The 14,988-nt window shown below is 60.0% G+C and carries 16 protein-coding genes; all 16 read right to left on the bottom strand.

The genetic code is table 11. The annotated features are described in order from the left end of the window. Nucleotides 1-4 precede the first annotated feature (4 nt). The gene (locus tag AC2FI9_RS08210) at nucleotides 5-3,973 is read right to left on the bottom strand and encodes a baseplate multidomain protein megatron (protein WP_496766984.1); all 3,969 of its coding nucleotides are present in this window, start codon (nucleotides 3,971-3,973) and stop codon (nucleotides 5-7) included. Beyond that, nucleotides 3,974-4,420, bottom strand: coding sequence for an NlpC/P60 family protein (locus AC2FI9_RS08205; RefSeq protein WP_496766983.1), 447 nt, complete (start codon nucleotides 4,418-4,420; stop codon nucleotides 3,974-3,976). It lies immediately after the preceding gene. Next, a complete protein-coding gene (locus AC2FI9_RS08200) occupies nucleotides 4,417-5,304 on the bottom strand; it encodes a phage/gene transfer agent baseplate hub protein (protein WP_496766982.1) in 888 nt (295 codons plus the stop codon). The genes AC2FI9_RS08205 and AC2FI9_RS08200 overlap by 4 nt, the downstream gene beginning before the upstream one ends. Then, nucleotides 5,304-5,936, bottom strand: a complete 633-nt coding sequence (locus tag AC2FI9_RS08195) for a phage distal tail protein, Rcc01695 family (protein WP_496766981.1) — start codon at nucleotides 5,934-5,936, stop codon at nucleotides 5,304-5,306. Before AC2FI9_RS08195 ends, AC2FI9_RS08200 begins: the two co-directional genes overlap by 1 nt. 16 nt (nucleotides 5,937-5,952) lie before the next feature. Further along, a complete protein-coding gene (locus AC2FI9_RS08190; protein ID WP_496722543.1) occupies nucleotides 5,953-6,615 on the bottom strand; it encodes an RcGTA-type gene transfer agent tail tape measure protein in 663 nt (220 codons plus the stop codon). Beyond that, complete coding sequence (locus tag AC2FI9_RS08185) at nucleotides 6,602-6,811, bottom strand: rcc01693 family protein (protein WP_496766980.1); 210 nt, start codon at nucleotides 6,809-6,811, stop codon at nucleotides 6,602-6,604. The genes AC2FI9_RS08190 and AC2FI9_RS08185 overlap by 14 nt, the downstream gene beginning before the upstream one ends. Next, entirely contained in the window at nucleotides 6,808-7,128 is a 321-nt protein-coding gene (locus tag AC2FI9_RS08180; protein WP_472723995.1) for a gene transfer agent family protein, read from the bottom strand. Before AC2FI9_RS08180 ends, AC2FI9_RS08185 begins: the two co-directional genes overlap by 4 nt. A 4-nt stretch (nucleotides 7,129-7,132) precedes the next feature. Continuing rightward, nucleotides 7,133-7,546 (bottom strand): phage major tail protein, TP901-1 family, encoded by a 414-nt coding sequence (locus tag AC2FI9_RS08175; RefSeq protein ID WP_496696792.1) that lies wholly within the window; start codon nucleotides 7,544-7,546, stop codon nucleotides 7,133-7,135. A 20-nt stretch (nucleotides 7,547-7,566) separates the two neighbouring features. After that, a complete protein-coding gene (locus AC2FI9_RS08170) occupies nucleotides 7,567-7,980 on the bottom strand; it encodes a DUF3168 domain-containing protein (RefSeq protein WP_496766979.1) in 414 nt (137 codons plus the stop codon). Next, complete coding sequence (locus AC2FI9_RS08165; protein ID WP_496766978.1) at nucleotides 7,977-8,315, bottom strand: phage head closure protein; 339 nt, start codon at nucleotides 8,313-8,315, stop codon at nucleotides 7,977-7,979. Before AC2FI9_RS08165 ends, AC2FI9_RS08170 begins: the two co-directional genes overlap by 4 nt. After that, nucleotides 8,312-8,911, bottom strand: coding sequence for a head-tail connector protein (locus AC2FI9_RS08160; RefSeq protein WP_496766977.1), 600 nt, complete (start codon nucleotides 8,909-8,911; stop codon nucleotides 8,312-8,314). The genes AC2FI9_RS08165 and AC2FI9_RS08160 overlap by 4 nt, the downstream gene beginning before the upstream one ends. Before the next feature lie 170 nt (nucleotides 8,912-9,081). Then, entirely contained in the window at nucleotides 9,082-10,260 is a 1,179-nt protein-coding gene (locus tag AC2FI9_RS08155) for a phage major capsid protein (protein WP_496766976.1), read from the bottom strand. Nucleotides 10,261-10,294: 34 nt separating this feature from the next. Next, on the bottom strand, nucleotides 10,295-10,840 hold the full coding sequence (locus AC2FI9_RS08150) for an HK97 family phage prohead protease (protein ID WP_496766975.1): 546 nt from the start codon (nucleotides 10,838-10,840) through the stop codon (nucleotides 10,295-10,297). Nucleotides 10,841-10,866: 26 nt separating this feature from the next. Beyond that, entirely contained in the window at nucleotides 10,867-11,085 is a 219-nt protein-coding gene (locus AC2FI9_RS08145) for a GTA head formation protein, RCAP_rcc01685 family (protein WP_108860356.1), read from the bottom strand. After that, a complete protein-coding gene (locus tag AC2FI9_RS08140; RefSeq protein ID WP_496766974.1) occupies nucleotides 11,078-12,241 on the bottom strand; it encodes a phage portal protein in 1,164 nt (387 codons plus the stop codon). Before AC2FI9_RS08140 ends, AC2FI9_RS08145 begins: the two co-directional genes overlap by 8 nt. Before the next feature lie 968 nt (nucleotides 12,242-13,209). Further along, complete coding sequence (locus AC2FI9_RS08135; RefSeq protein WP_496767053.1) at nucleotides 13,210-14,580, bottom strand: DNA-packaging protein; 1,371 nt, start codon at nucleotides 14,578-14,580, stop codon at nucleotides 13,210-13,212. Nucleotides 14,581-14,988 lie beyond the last annotated feature (408 nt).

The raw sequence follows: 14,988 nt of genomic DNA, 5'->3' as shown, positions 1-14,988 counted from the left end.
TGCCTTACCCAACCAGAAGACGTGCGGCGGGACCCGGCCCGTAGCTGGCTGAGATCTGTGCCACATCAACCTCGTAAGTGCCGGTTACGCCATCGGCGGCTTTCATCGTAGATGGGTATGTCCAGCGCGGCTCTGACGTAACCTGTTCGCGTATTGCTGACCCGTTGATCCTGATTTTCACCAGATAGGATTCAGTCTCTTCCCCCAACGGCACGTCAAATCCATCCCAGCCATCGCCGTCCAGCCGGGTTCGACGGATCCACGAAATTTCGTCACCCGCTCCGATTTTTGCCGATTTGACATGTACCGGAGCATATGGCCGAAGTCCGTTGCCGTCGAAGGCGTGAACCTGGTGGAGGAAAGAAGGATCGTCGTAGGCACGTGTTCCCGGCCCAATGCGATAATGTTTCGCCACGCGCCGTTCAGACCGCAGCAACCCGGTTTGGAAAACTCTTTCATCCAGCAAGACAAAAGTTGAACCTTCAGGCCAGGTGTCGGGCATGACACTGTCCGTCCCCAATTGCCCGCGCAGGCGCCCTGAAAGGGCGTAGGTCCCCTGACCCACAAGTTCGGCGCTGGCGAACTGGAACAGTTCCCAGTTGCCGGGCGTCCCGTCCCCTATTGCGGCCAGATTGGCACCATTCAACAAAGCGTCGCGCGGGCGCGATTCCAGCAAGCCATCGACCAGCCTGACGCGCAGCGGCGCACCGTCGTCCCAAACCCCTACGCCGGCGCGCCGCAAAGGCGATTGAGTAAACCCGATGACGGCCTGTGCCGAGATAACCTCTTGCAAGGTATAATCCTCATCATTCACGGCCGAATACACTGCGGCGCTGCCAGGCCAGGGGTCGGCGGACACAGCCAGGAAAGGCGCATGCGGCACCTCTGAGCCGGTTATCAGCGGCAGATCCATGAAAACCGGCAGAACCGGAACCGGGGCGACGAAGGGCTTGGTCGAGACTATGTCATCAGGCAGGTCAGACGGCGCGTACATTCCTGGTTCGATCCGAACGGCATCCGCCAATTGCATCTCGGCTTGCTCCAGTCGATCGATCCTGAAACGCGCACCCTGCCCGCCCTCACCCAGGCTGACGACATCCCCCGCGCCGATGTGCCCCAACGAAGGCGGCAGCGCAAAGCGCACGGTTTCGCGGGACACCCGCGCCTCGCTTAGCCACCGTTCCGCCGTCTGACGACCTTCGGCACGGGTCATGGACAGGGGCATCTCGTTGACAGACACCGAATGGGTCCGCGTGTCGGGCAGAACGGCCTCTTCCGCGATGATGTCATGATCCCCATCCGATTGAACAAAGCGCAAGCGCACCCGGCCAGTCATTTCAGCCTCAGCTTCGCGGCGATGTTCGATACCGGCCTCAATATCCGAGCTGAGCGCCAGATGTTCCTGATTCAGTGTGATGGCGCGTTGCCCATTGCGCATCTGGAACCGCAATACGCCATCCCTCTCGATTGCATCGAAACCATAGCGCAGCATCAGCGGCTGCAAGGCTGATCGCGCGTCCGAGACCTGTTCAATAGCATAGCCGCGCACCAAACCATAAAGGCGCGACGTGTCGATGTCGGTCACACCAGCCCCGTGACAAATCTCGGTCACTACCGATGCCAGCGTGCGCGACCCCGACCGCCCGTTCAACCAATGCCCTCGCGCGTAGTTCTCACCATCACTCCACTGGCTTTGCAGATTCGGGAAGGTTGGATATGGTCGCGCATCCCAAGCCCAGAGATAGGCATTGGACAGATCAATCATGCGGCCGCCGTAAGTATTGGAAACCGGGTTGTTTTTTGCCTCGGACCAATAGCCCAAAATCGCCTTGAGATATTGCACCTGAATGAAATCATCCCGCAGACCGTTGGAATAGCGCGGCAGCTTGGATTCCGAGGATTTCGGGTCCAGAAACTTGTTCGGCTGATTGGTGCCTTTGTCGATGGCCGCACAACCCAGTTCCGTGAACCAGATCGGCTTGGACCGAGGCACCCATGCGGTCCGATTGGCTTGACGCACGCCTCCGATCCGTTCGTGATGCGGTTGCGACCACCAGTTGCGAATATCCTTGTATCGCCAGATCCATGCCTCATCATGCGCCTGATCTTCGATCGCTGACCGGATCTGCGCTTTGGATTCCTCGGTCGAGGCGTAGTACCAGTCGTACCCTTCCCCACCTTCAACATTGCCGCGCAGGTAGTCCAGATCATAGATCGCATCTACGCCCGCTTTGGCGTCGGCGTGATCTTCTCCGTCCCGCCAGTCAGACAGGGGCATGTAGTTGTCGATACCAACGAAGTCGATATTGTCATCGGCCCAAAGCGGATCCAGATGAAAGTACCGGTCGCTGCCAGCATCGACGGGTTTGTAACCGAAATACTCGCTCCAGTCGGCCGCGTAGCCGATTTTGGTATCCGGCCCCAGGATTTTGCGCACTTCAGCCGCGAGGATCTGCATCTGCGCCACCGCAGGAAACCCGGTCGCGCCCCTGATTTGCGTCAGGCCGCGCATCTCGGATGCGATGCAGAACGACGACACACCGCCAGCTGCCTTGCAGAGCGCCGCATAGTGCAAAATGAAGCGGAACAAACCCCATTCTTGCGGGCCGGTATAGGTGACGGTGCCATCGGCGACGACAAAGTCACCAGCGCGGGCCTGGCCAAAGAATTGCGCAACCTGCGCGTCAGCCCCGGCTGTCTTATCCGGAGATCCGTTGCGGCCTGGTGCCTGGCTCAGCGTGATCCGCCCTCGCCAAGGCAGGTGCGGTTGATCGGTGGCATCAGACCACGGATCCGGCAGGCCATTGCCGCGCAACTGGTCCATCAAGATGAAGGGATAGAACATCACCCGCTTGCCGGATGTGTTCAGATGCCGGATCGCCTCGACCACCGACGCATCCGCAGGTGTCGCCCCATATACTGGTCGATCATTTTCGATCTGAACAACCTGTGCAGCAGCTCGGGATACGCCTGATACGCTCCACGGCATGTTCTCGCCATCAAACTCTTTGTGCAGGACCTTTGGCTGCACCTTGCACTGACCGCACCGCAGATCGTCGCCAAACCACGACACGACAAGCGACACCGCTTCGCAGGCGGGTAATTCAGCATTCAGCGCGTGAGTTGAGGTGATCAGATCGGAAACGCCCGAAGCCGAATGCACGTTCGCAGCCCAGCTTTGCCCCTGCCCTTTGGAATAATTCACCTGCCTGCTGGCCAGAGAATATTCGCCCGTACCCGGGATCATCGCCACGCCGCGCACGATCTGGGATACAGCACCGAGTGTGTCGGGCAGCCCCGGCTGTTCCTGTCGGACAACCTCAAAGGAAAACTGCGGGACCCGGTTGCCGAATGCAGCAAGCTGTAGGTCCTCGATCACCACATATGCGGTGCCCCGGTACGCAGGGACCTGTCCGGTGCCCTCGACCGCCTCGATCAACGGGTCAGGCAATTGATTGTCGGTGCCCTTGTACAGGCGCATATTCAGCCCGACGCGCTCAAGCTCTTCACCATCGGCCCAGATACGTGAGATGTCGGAGATCTGCCCAGCGCCCACGGCAATCGCCAGCGAGATCGAATAGCTGTAGGTATGCGTGGTCGTGGTTGTTGTGGCCGAGCTTGGCCGACGAGACCCTTTTCCACCCCGCGTGGATTGGGTTGTCGTGCTGGTGCTGCGGGTTTCCAGAAAGTCCGATGCCCAGATGATCTGCCCGCCAACACGCATACGGCCGAACACGGTAGTGACCGAAGCCCCCTCTCCGGTTTCGGTCAGGCGGAAACGATCCAGACGCCCGGTTTCGACAACCTCGCTGCCGCCACCCATCACAGATTGACTCATCAACCGCTGGTCGATTACCCGCCCCAAAGTCGCGCCGACAGCCCGGCCAATGATTGCCGTGGAAAGACCCGCGACAGTGCCACCGATCGAGCCACCAAGGGCAGCGCCTGCTGCGGAAAGTACAATCGTAGCCATTTACTTGACCTCCGGCGGGAATGCGAAACAGGCGACAACCCGGCGACGCCAAGGGTCGCTCAGGGCGTTTTCTACAACTCCGTGCCCGGAATATGCGTGAATGAACCGAGGGACCGCGCCGGTTTCGCTGACAACACCCACATGTTTGGCGACGCCGCCATCACGCATGCGGAACAGCAAAACGTCGCCTACTGCCAGTTCCGAGGGCCGCTTTGATGTCAAATTTCGGCGGGCCGCATCCCACATGCGTTCATCCCCCTGTGGCTCTGACCAGTCCATGCTGTAGTTCGGCACGGACTCCGGCTCAGCTCCGTACAGCGCGCGCCAGATGCCGCGTAGCAATCCCAAACAATCCGCCCCCGCGCCCCTGACGGACGCCTGATGCACATACGGCGTGCCTAGCCATCGGCGCGCTTCTGCAACTATGTCCTGCCGGTCTACTGTCATCGTCTGCTGCCCCCTTTATTCGGTTTGTCTTTCTTAGGAACAGCCATCACCCAATCCTCGCCTGGTAAGTCCGGAAAACCTTGGAAATTGATGAGGTTGTTGAACTTTCTTCGACAGGTCTCCATACGTTTATCGCACCCGGCGGTCAGCCGGACACGATCACCGACTGTCAGCCCGCCACTGATCCCCGTCCATAAGGTGACATTGCGCCCCCCCGGAATACGCTCATCCTGTTTCACCGACGCCCAAAGACCCGAGGCCGTGCCGGAAATCACATCCAAACGACCACGTTCGAACCATGCCATATCCGGCGCGTCCGCCCCTTTCAGTTGAAGCAAACTGCCCGACGACAGACTGACGATCTCCGCTTCTGCCTGAAAACCGGGCGTTGCCACGTTGAATCGGCAAGCGCCGTCGCCCAGCACTGCGGTGCATGGCTTTTGGTAAATCCGCCCCAAGGGCCGGTTCAGCAGATCGGTCAACCCTCGCAACTCAGCGTGAAACGCCCCGCCACCGCGCCGCATTTCCCCGATCGAGCCACGAAACTGTAATACCCTTTGTTCAGGGTTCACCCAGTTCACCAGCCAGGCCCGTACCTGAGCGCCGTCAAACCGCCCGGCTTCGATGTCTTCTTCCCTGATTGCCGCATCAGACAGCGCGCCCATCGCCTCGGAGTTGTCAATCGAAAGGCCTGTCGCCTGTTCGATCGCTGCCGCGGTCAGACCACTGCTCGCCTTGAAGACCAGCCCGTCAAAGCGCAGCTCCATATCATGATCGGTAAAGCCGTAAACCTGCCCATCCGTGCGCGTGATGGCCCAGCATCGACAGGTTGTCGTCATCCCGCTTTGCAGGTGCTCCTGCAACCCCTGTGCATTACCGCCCATCAGACCCGCACCTCGACCACCGGAACGTTGGGCACGTCGCCTGCCTGAAAGCTGGCCACGCTGGTCTGGATCTTGTCGGTGTCAAAACGAACGGGCACGTCAAATTCGAACCCTGCCGTAATCTCGACGTCTTGCGGTGGCGCGTTCGTAAACGTGACCTGGCCCCGCGCCAGATCTACCTCGAAATCCACGCCTTCGCGCATTTCGTCCTGCTCAAGGCCAAGTTTGACGGTCCCTAGAACTGGCTTGAGGATCGGACGGACGTATTTGAACCCGCCAGAGTTGTAGGTTTTCAACAACTGGAACTCGGTCGTCTTGCCGTCGCCACGTGCAATGACCTGATCGGCATTGTCTACCTCAGCCGTTGCTGCGCCCGACTTGAAGTCAGACCAATCCTTCCACCGAAATCCGAACATCTGCCCCTGCCGCGCCTCGAAGAACGAAATCAGCGCTTCGATATCGTCAAGCGAGCGCATCCCGAGCCCGGCATCATAGCGTCGTCTTGAATGGGCCCAGGGCGTGTTGCGTTCTTCAAACCCGTTGGCCAGTGTCACGATATCTGTGCGCCGCTCGGGGCCGCCAACCGAACCAAAGCTCAAGCTGGCGGGAAATCTAACCTCATGGAAATTCATGGCCTGCTCCCTCAAGTTACCTGTTGCGATTGCCGCGCCCCAGTGCGCGGCTCATCTGCGCCGCAATCTGGCTTTGACTGCGACGGAACCCCTGAACGTCCGGGGTGGTGATGTTCATCACGACATTGACGGCACGCCCACCTCCCGAGGTGCGCACCCCAAGCTTACCGTCTGACCCGCGCGCCAAAGGCATGATCGCTTCGGGTCCGGCTTCCCCCATCAACCCGGTTCCGCCACGCATGGGAAATGTGGTTGGGCCGCTGACAACGCCGCCATTGGCGAAAGGCATCACCCGGCCTTGCGAAAAACTGCCACCGTCGGCAAATGGCAAAAGCCCCTGCACCAGACCGCCAACGGTTCCGGCCAGCATCCCGCCAAAGTGATCCGTCACCGGCTTGATCGCTGCCGAATACGCCGTGCGGATCATTGAGTTCTTCAAAACGTCCAGCGCATCGGACAGGTTCATCCCATCTAGCACTACGCCATCGAAGGCTTTGCGCAACCCGCTGGACATGCCGCGTTCCAGCGTCGCGACATCCTTGCCCGTTTCCTCAAACGCCGCGCTGATCCGTTTCATCTGGCCGTCAAAAGCAGCCGCCATAGATGCCGCGTCACCCAGCGAGTCTCCCAGCGCATCGCCGCGTTCCTGCAAGTCGTCAAACCCGTCACGATCCGTCATCACGCTCTCCTTGTAATTTGTCCGGGTAGGCCTTCAGCAACGCATCCAGGCCAGCCCGGTTCATCGCCGGGATCCCTGCGCCCTGCCCCAGCATCAGTTGCAATTCGGCCGGGGTCAGTCGCCAGAACTGATCCGGCGTCAGACGCAGACCGACAAGCGCGGCCCGCATCAGGGCAGGCCAATTGAACCCATTCATGCCTGTTCCGGCACCATGAAGGCCCGCGCCAACAACTCGGCTGCCGCACGCGCAGCTGCCATCGGGCCACCCTCGATTTCCGCACTCAGCAGATCGGTGCGGTTGACATCGCCGCCACCGCCGCGCAACCCGGCCACGATCAGGGCCAATACGTCACCACTGGAATAGGCTCCGCCTTCGAACCGTTGCACGAGTTCCACCAGTGAACCGGCACCCAGCTCTTGTTCCAATTCCGCTAAAGCACCCAGCGTCAGCTTGAGCACCCGCCGCTCTCCATCGATGGTCAATGCCACCTCGCCCGTCCACGGATTGGCCATCGATTTACAGCGCCGTAAAACTCAGCGCGCCGGCGCTGGCCAAACTCATCTCATAAGTCGCCTCGCCGTTGTGCGAGCCCGCATATTCGACACCTGTGACCTGAAACGGCCCGGCAACAATGCCGAAATCCGGGATGATGACCTGAAAATCCGGTGTTTCGCCGTCAAAGAACAATTGCCGCGCGCGTTCATCAGTCCCGGCGTCCTTGAACACTCCCGAGCCGGATATGGAAGCCGATTTGACCCCGGCACCCGATAGAAGTTCGCGCCAACCTCCCTGACTTTCCAGGCTGGTGACATCCACGCTTTCCGCGTTGAAGCTGACACGCGTGGCGCGCAATCCCGCGATCGTTTCAAACAGACCGCTGCCGTTCATATCCACTTTGACCAACAGGTCCTTGCCGTTCTGGGCACCCATATGCTCTCTCCGTTGATTGGTTAGTCATCTTCCACGCGGGCGCGGAATTTCAGGTCGATCTGGCGGATCGCTCCACCGGTCCCGGTGCGCCGGGCTGATGCGCGCTCGAACCACAGGCCCACCAGACGCCCGCGATCAAGGCTGGGCAAGGCACCCTCCAGCGCGTCACACACGGCTCCTGCCAGGGTCTTGGCGGCCCCGAACCCTGCGGCTTCGGATACGACCGAGACCGTGAACCGGTGCACCGCACCTCCACCCGATCGGTCAGAGACATCACGAACCTCTTCCGGTCCCAGCGTCACATAAGTCTGTGGTACTGCTCCGGCCGGCACCGCGTCATAGATCGCGCCACCCGACAAATTGTTAACCTGCGTATCCTCTGAAATCTGCTTGAACACCGCCGCCTGCAGGGCTGCTGAAACGCCATAGCTCATGCTGCCACCTCCTCATCCGCGAAACAGGTCAGGTACTGGCCACGCGGATCACGCTCGGCGACAGCGCGGATGACAAAACGACGTGCGCCCTCTGCAAAGCGCTGATCCGGCGATGGCCGCATGGTGGAGCCTGTGGGCGCGCCCCGGACCACGATGCGATAGCCGACCCGCGATACCGGGACGCCAGCCACCTGCCGCTCTGACCCGCTGCGCGCGGTCACCTCGGCCCATACCGTGCCCAGCGGTACCCAGGTTTCGGTGTATCCGCCTGATCCATTGGCCACGCGCACCGGCGCTTCCAACTCCAGCTTTCTGTTCAACCGCGGCGCTTTCATTGCACGACCCCTGCAACAAACCGAACTGTGCGATAGCGCTGGATCAGGCTGGTGACACCAAACGGCATGCACCCGGCACCCAGCGCTGTCTCATCGCGGTATTCGTAGTAATGCGCGGCCAACAACAGCACCGCCTGCCCCAGATCGGCGGGCAACCCGCCCCAATCCATTGCCATCCCAGCGCCAAAGACGATCCTGACAGAACCACCCTTTGTCATCTTCGGCATCAGTGCCCCAACGGAGCGTAGCCGGGGACGCTGCGCGTCTTTTTCCAACCGGTATCTATCCGAGGTGACAACCGTCTCTGCATCGTCTGCATCTGCCAGCGTCACACTCTTGACCTCGGTGACCGGTGCCACCGGCAGCACCTCTCCCGACTGGTCTCGCCAAACGTTCAGACTCCAGGAAAAATCGCGCTCGATCAGAACCTTGCCAGTACGCGCTTCGATTGCCGCAACGGCTGCGCGCAGAAAGCCTTTCAGCACATCGTCCTGAACGCTGTCTTCGGCAAAGCCTGTGCCCAGCCGCAGATGCGCCTTAAACTGATCCACCGGCAGCGCCGCATCCGCGATGGCGGTTTCTTCGATCAACATCATCCATTCACTCCGCAATCTCGGACCCCTCCGGGGGCCTCACTCAAGAAAATGACGGGCACGCACCGCCCCACGTTGCTCGGACGGAGGGGAGCAGCTAGACAACGCAGGGGATCTCACCCCGGCCCGCGCCCGCGCCCGAGGGGCCAATGACCCCCCGGATCCGTCACCGCTTAGGCGGTGCCGAATTTCACCAGCTTGATCGCGGCAAAGTCGCTCACGTCGCCGCCGACACGCTTGGTCGCATAGAACAGAACGTGCGGCTTGGCGCTGAACGGATCACGCAAGACGCGCAGATCAGGGCGCTCGGCAATAGTGTAGCCGGCCTGGAAGTCACCAAAGGCAATCGAGAAACTGTCGGTGCCCGCATCCGGCATGTCCTCGGCAATCAGAACCGGATAGCCCATCAGGCGCGCAGGCTCACCCGCAGCCAGACCGTCCGACCACAGGAAGCGGCCATCGCTGTCCTTTAGCTTGCGGATCACACCAGCAGTTTTCGAATTCATTACGAAAGTGCCATTGACGCGGTATTGCGCGCCCAGCGCATAAACCACATCGACAATCGCGTCCGCATCGACACCACCGTCAATGCCGGTCGGGACATAGCCCAGATTGCCCCAGGTCCAAACATCATTGTCGACCTTGGCATGGTTCAGAATGCCATTTGGCTTGTCCGCACCATCGCCCGAGATGAACGCCGCCGCTTCGGCGCGGGCAAATTTGTCAGCGATACGACCAGCCAGCCATCCCTCGACATCGAACGCACTGTCATCCAAAAGGCGCTGCGACGCCTTTGGCAGCGCGCTCAGCTCGTGCAAGGCAATCGAGATGCGATCAATCGACGGGGTCGCCGTCTCGGTCGCAGCAGAACTTTCATCCGCCCAGCCCGCGCCCACGTCGGTGTGGTCGATCAACACGTCGAACGAGTTTGCCTCGACATTCACCACCGAAGCGATCGAACGGATCGAGGCCGTGGATTTCAGCACCGACTTGATCATCTCGGCAGTCTGCGGGTCGACCAGATATCCGCCATCGCTGTTAACGGCGCTGGACAGCGATTTGGCTTCCATATCAAGGCCGCGCAGGCCGTCATCGTCACCGCATCGCACATAGGCGTCGAAAGCCTTCTGATGCGGCGCACCGTCCTCGATATAAGCCGCAAGATGCGGGCGCGCCGCGGTGATTGATTTACGATCCAGCATGGTCAGTCGCTCTTCTGTCTGTTGCAGTTTGGTTTTAACTTCAGCCTTCAGGCCCTTGAATTCGCTCACGAAGCCAATCATCGCCTGCTTCACCTCCTGAACCAGGGGCACACCCTCTCCGGTCAAGGCCGGGGTCTCGGTCTTGCTCATCAGAACTTCCTTGTATGAGTGGGTTTGAGGCGCGCTAGGTTCGCGCCAGCTCCTGCCGGGCGTGATCAAACACCTCGGCAATATTGCGCAGGGTGTCCTCGGCGTCCGGGATCGTCCCCTTTGCCGCCACCCGCGCACTGGGCAGCATCGGAAAAGTCACAAGCGACACCTCCCACAGCTCCAGTTCGGTCAGGACCCGATGGCCCTTTTCATTTTTTATGGCCCGTTTGATGCGATAGCCGATCGACAGCCCGTCAATGGCCCCGGCCCGGATCAATTCCGCAGCTTCACGGCCTTTCTGCGTGGTTTCCAACATACGTCCCTTGACCCAAAGCCCGCGTTCATCTTCGCGCACGTCGTCCCAGACACCGATGGGTTGCGCCGGGTCGTGCTGCCACAGCATTTTGACCCGCTGACCTGCCGCCGTTAGCCCAGCCAACGACCTGCGATATGCGCCTTTCTGCACTACATCGCTCCCTTGATCGACCTGCCCAAACAGGCTGGCATAGCCCTCGATCACCGCGTCCGCGGTCACCGACAATCCATCGCTAAACCGCGCAAACTTGTGTTCTAAATCCATGAACACCTCCTCATAAGCCTCTGAATTCATGGCGACACCACCAGAATTGACTGAAACGCTTGCGCCAGGATCACCGCAACGACTCCATAGACCGTCAGCCACAGCCGTTTCTCCAGCCGCTCCATCATCTCTTCGATCTGATCCAGCCGCCTGCATAAATGCGCGTGCTGAATCTCGGCCACCCGTTCATGTGCAGCCAAGCGCAGGCCCGGCGCACAATCAAACGGCGGATACCCCTCAGCCATCTGCACGCTCCGGTAGCCCCAGCATCACGCGTTTCTCAGCGTCTGTCAGGAACTCGGCGCCGTTGACTCGCGCCCATTGCGCATCCCGCTCCGCCGACAGCGCCGGCACCTGATCCAGGTCGGGTTTCAACACCAGTTCTTCGCCTGTAAAGCCCGCCAACCATTCCGACACCGCCGCCGCCACCCGCGTCACCAAGGGCAGAACGGTCAGGCGGTAAAACGCCCGGTTGGCCTCCTGATAGTTCGAATAGGTCGCGTCGCCTTGAATTCCCAGCAACATCGGCGGGACCCCAAAGGCCAGTGCGATCTCGCGGGCGGCGGCTTCCTTGGTCTTTTGAAACTCCATGTCAGAGGGTGAAAAACCCATCGGCTTCCAATCGAGCCCCCCTTCCAGAACCATCGGACGGCCTGCATTGCGCGCCCCGCGATAGTTTTGCTCAATCTCATCGGACAAGCGGCGGAATTGATCCTCGGCCATCACCCCATGTCCATCGCCGCCTTTCCACACCAACGCGCCCGAAGGCCGCGCAGCATTGTCCAGCAATGATTTCGACCACCGCGACGCGCTGTTATGCACATCAATCGCCATCGCTGCCGCCTGCATCGGCGAGAACCCATAGTGATCGTCTTGGGGGTGGAATGACTTGATATGACAGATCGCATCAGCCGGGAAACGATGCGTCTTGCCGCCCGCCGTATAGTCATACGCCTTGGGCCATCCATCCGCCCCCGGCACCACGCTCATTCGGTCCGAGCGCAGGACGTGCAGTTCAACCGGCAATCCATCTTCGGCCTGTGCCGCCTCGACATAGGCGTTCCCCGACAGCAACAACTGCCCAAACAAAGCCTCCATCAATTCCGCCCGCCCCTGCGCCGCATTCGGACGGCGCATCAGGGATATGATCGGATGCACGTCATAGCGCTGCGCCTGATCCTGCAGCACCAGAGGCAGTGCCGCCGCCGCCTCGGCAATCAACTTGACCGAGCGAAACCCCACCGGGTTCCCCGAAAATCCCGTCCGCGTCAGCGACACCGCGTCCCTGGGGCTCCACGCCACGCGCCCACCCGTCTGCCACGCCACCACAGGCCCCGCCGCGCTCGCCTTTGCTTCGGGCGCTTCCCCGGCCGTTCCACGACGCAAGAAATCGAATACCATCTGTGCTCCTTTCTGCCGCCGCTCTGCCCGGCTTGTTGAAAAGAGTTATGAGGGAAAGAGGTTTAAGCCTCGGGAATGGAGCGTGCGGAGGTTGGGCAACGGCAAATCGCGCTTACCATTCATGGAAAGAGAAACACTTACAGGCTCTTAACCGATTTCGTCTATTAGATTTCTAATCGAGCTGGCGCATGTTGCGTAGGTGATTCCAGTGTTTTGCTTGTAAACGGCATCTAGTTCTGACTGCCAATCGGAATCTGGCATTTCGACTGGTCTGATTTCTTCCTTGTAGCCAGTAACGACACCGCAAACTCTATGTAAGCCATCTCTATAATGAACAACCGGTCCACCAGAGAAACCTATCGTATTGAACCCGTCCAATATCATACGGTTTCCGGTAATAGCTGATACAATAGCCCCCTCTCTGAAATGGGAAAGGGCGCCCCTCCAAACCCGAGAAGTCAACGTATTCCTCAAGCGACAGAGGGAAACCTAGGAAGTGTACGTGCTGCCCGCAAACAAGGCCATCCATATCTAGCGGAAGCGACAGCTTATCAAGAAAATCGACAGGGTATAGAGGGTTACTGAATACAGCGATATCAAGATCGACTGACTTAGTTAGCAAAACAGCAGAACTGAGGTACTCCCAGCCAGATCGACTCTTTATTGCAATCGGTTTTTCTAGCCTGTCATCAACTAAATGGTTGGCCGTGATAAAATAATGATTGCCTTTATACTGGACTGAAACAGCGGTTCCTAACTGTGAAGATCGAAAAAGGAAAGTTCGGCCCAATACATTAGTCGTTGGCGGCATTATTCGAAACACCGAACTAGAGTGATCTAGGTGAGTTACATCGCCCATCGAGTGCGCAACCTTAGATAATAGTCACGCAAAAGCTGGGCTATCCATATGAGAACGTCAAGCTGTGATGTATCGCAATACAAAGGAAAAACATATTCATTGATTGCATCTACAAAGTCCGCACGCGAGGCCGCCGATACGCCCCCGCAGGCCCCACCACCAACTCATGCAGCGCCCAGACCAGCGCGTCGACCCGGTCGGGGGAGCCCTGCCCCTCGAACCCCCGCGCGGTCATCTGGCACATCTGCTCCTCCAGCGCGTCCAGCCCCGCGACATGCGCCACCCGCCCCTGTTCGTACAATGCCGCAACAGGCTCGGCACGCGCGACCTTCCCGCGTGAGGCCCGCACCGCGCGATAAGGCACCAGAGGGTCCACCTGCCGCACGACCTCTTCCACCAGTTGCCCGCCCTGATTGACCTCGGCCACCAGTCTTTCGGCCCTGAATTCATCCATCGCGTCAATCGCCGCCTGCGCCCAGCCCGCCGGGCCAACGCCCTGCACCGTCCGGTCGGCCAGTACATAGGCCCGCCAGTCCTCGGGCGGCCCTTGCACTTGCGCGCCGACCACCACGATCCCGCAGGCATCCGCATCCGAGCCCGCCGTCACCGCTGGGTCCAGCGCGACCACAATACGGTCCAACTCTGGTACATTCTCAACTCGCGCCGCGTCCAGCATCGCCCCGGTCCACAACGCCCCCTCGGCATCCGACAGCAGCACGCCGTCCAACTCCTGCCGCCCCAGCCGCGTACCCGCATAACGCGCGCGCACTTCGTCCAGAAACGAATCCGCCAGATTGGCCCGGTTCGCCTCGGTCGGCGCATGGGTCTGCACGGTGGACGGAGATGCCAGCAATTCCTTCAAAACCTGCACATTGCGCGGCGTGGTCGTGACACAGACACGGGGCCGCTCCCCCAACCGCAACGCAAATTGCAACATATCCCAGGTCTCGCCCGCCTTCTTCCACTTGGCCAACTCATCCACCCAGGCTGCATCGAACTGAGGCCCGCGCAACCCTTCGGGATCATGCGCTGAAAACGCCTGCGCCTCAGCTCCGTTTGGCCAGATCAGTTTCCGTTCGGAGGCTTTCCAGACAGGTCGCCGATCCTGCGGCGAACATTGCAATATCCCGCTATCGCCAAAGATCATCACATCGCGTACCTGATCGAATGTCTCACCCACCAATGCAACACGACGCGCCTCGCCGCGATCCAGCGGCAAAGACCCCTCGACCACCCGTCGCACCCATTCGGCCCCGGCCCGCGTCTTACCAGCCCCACGCCCGCCCATGATCACCCAGGACCGCCAATCCCCCTCGGGCGGCACCTGATGCGGCAGTGCCCAGAACTCGAACAGGAAAGGGAGGGCGCACAGCCCCCCCTCCCCGATCTCACTCAGAAATCTGTCCCGAACCGCAGCAGGCGCGGAGGCGAGCCAGCCTGCACCCAATCTCAAATCGAGCGCGCTCAAGGTCGAGCGCATACCCCCCTTGGGCAATTCCGGCTTGTCTGTGATGTTGTTCGACAAAGCTTGTCTCCACTTTCTGACAACTTCGGATCAGCCCCTCTAACTGCCCGAGTTGCTTGGCTGAACCAGCAAGATCTGCATCCTCCCCGGCACCGATCTGTTTGCGCAGTTCTTCCGCTGCTTGGCGCAGATCGCGAATGGATCTCTCAAGCGACTGCAACAAATCAGCCGTCTGGGACATCCGCTCTTCCGGGGTAATCAAAGTCATGTGTGCCTGTGACCTCATGCGTGAGTGATCTCCGCACGAGAGAAACGAAAAACGGCCACCGGGTCGCCCCAGGGCCGTCGTCCACCTCTTCTAGCATGACACAACTTATACGCAAGAAAGTCCGCAAAGTCAATGTGTTGCGCAACAACGGCGCA

Source organism: Ruegeria sp. CDSA246 (assembly GCF_059611225.1).
The sequence above is the reverse complement of the archived record's forward strand: the minus strand, read 5'-3'. Positions and strand labels throughout refer to the sequence as shown.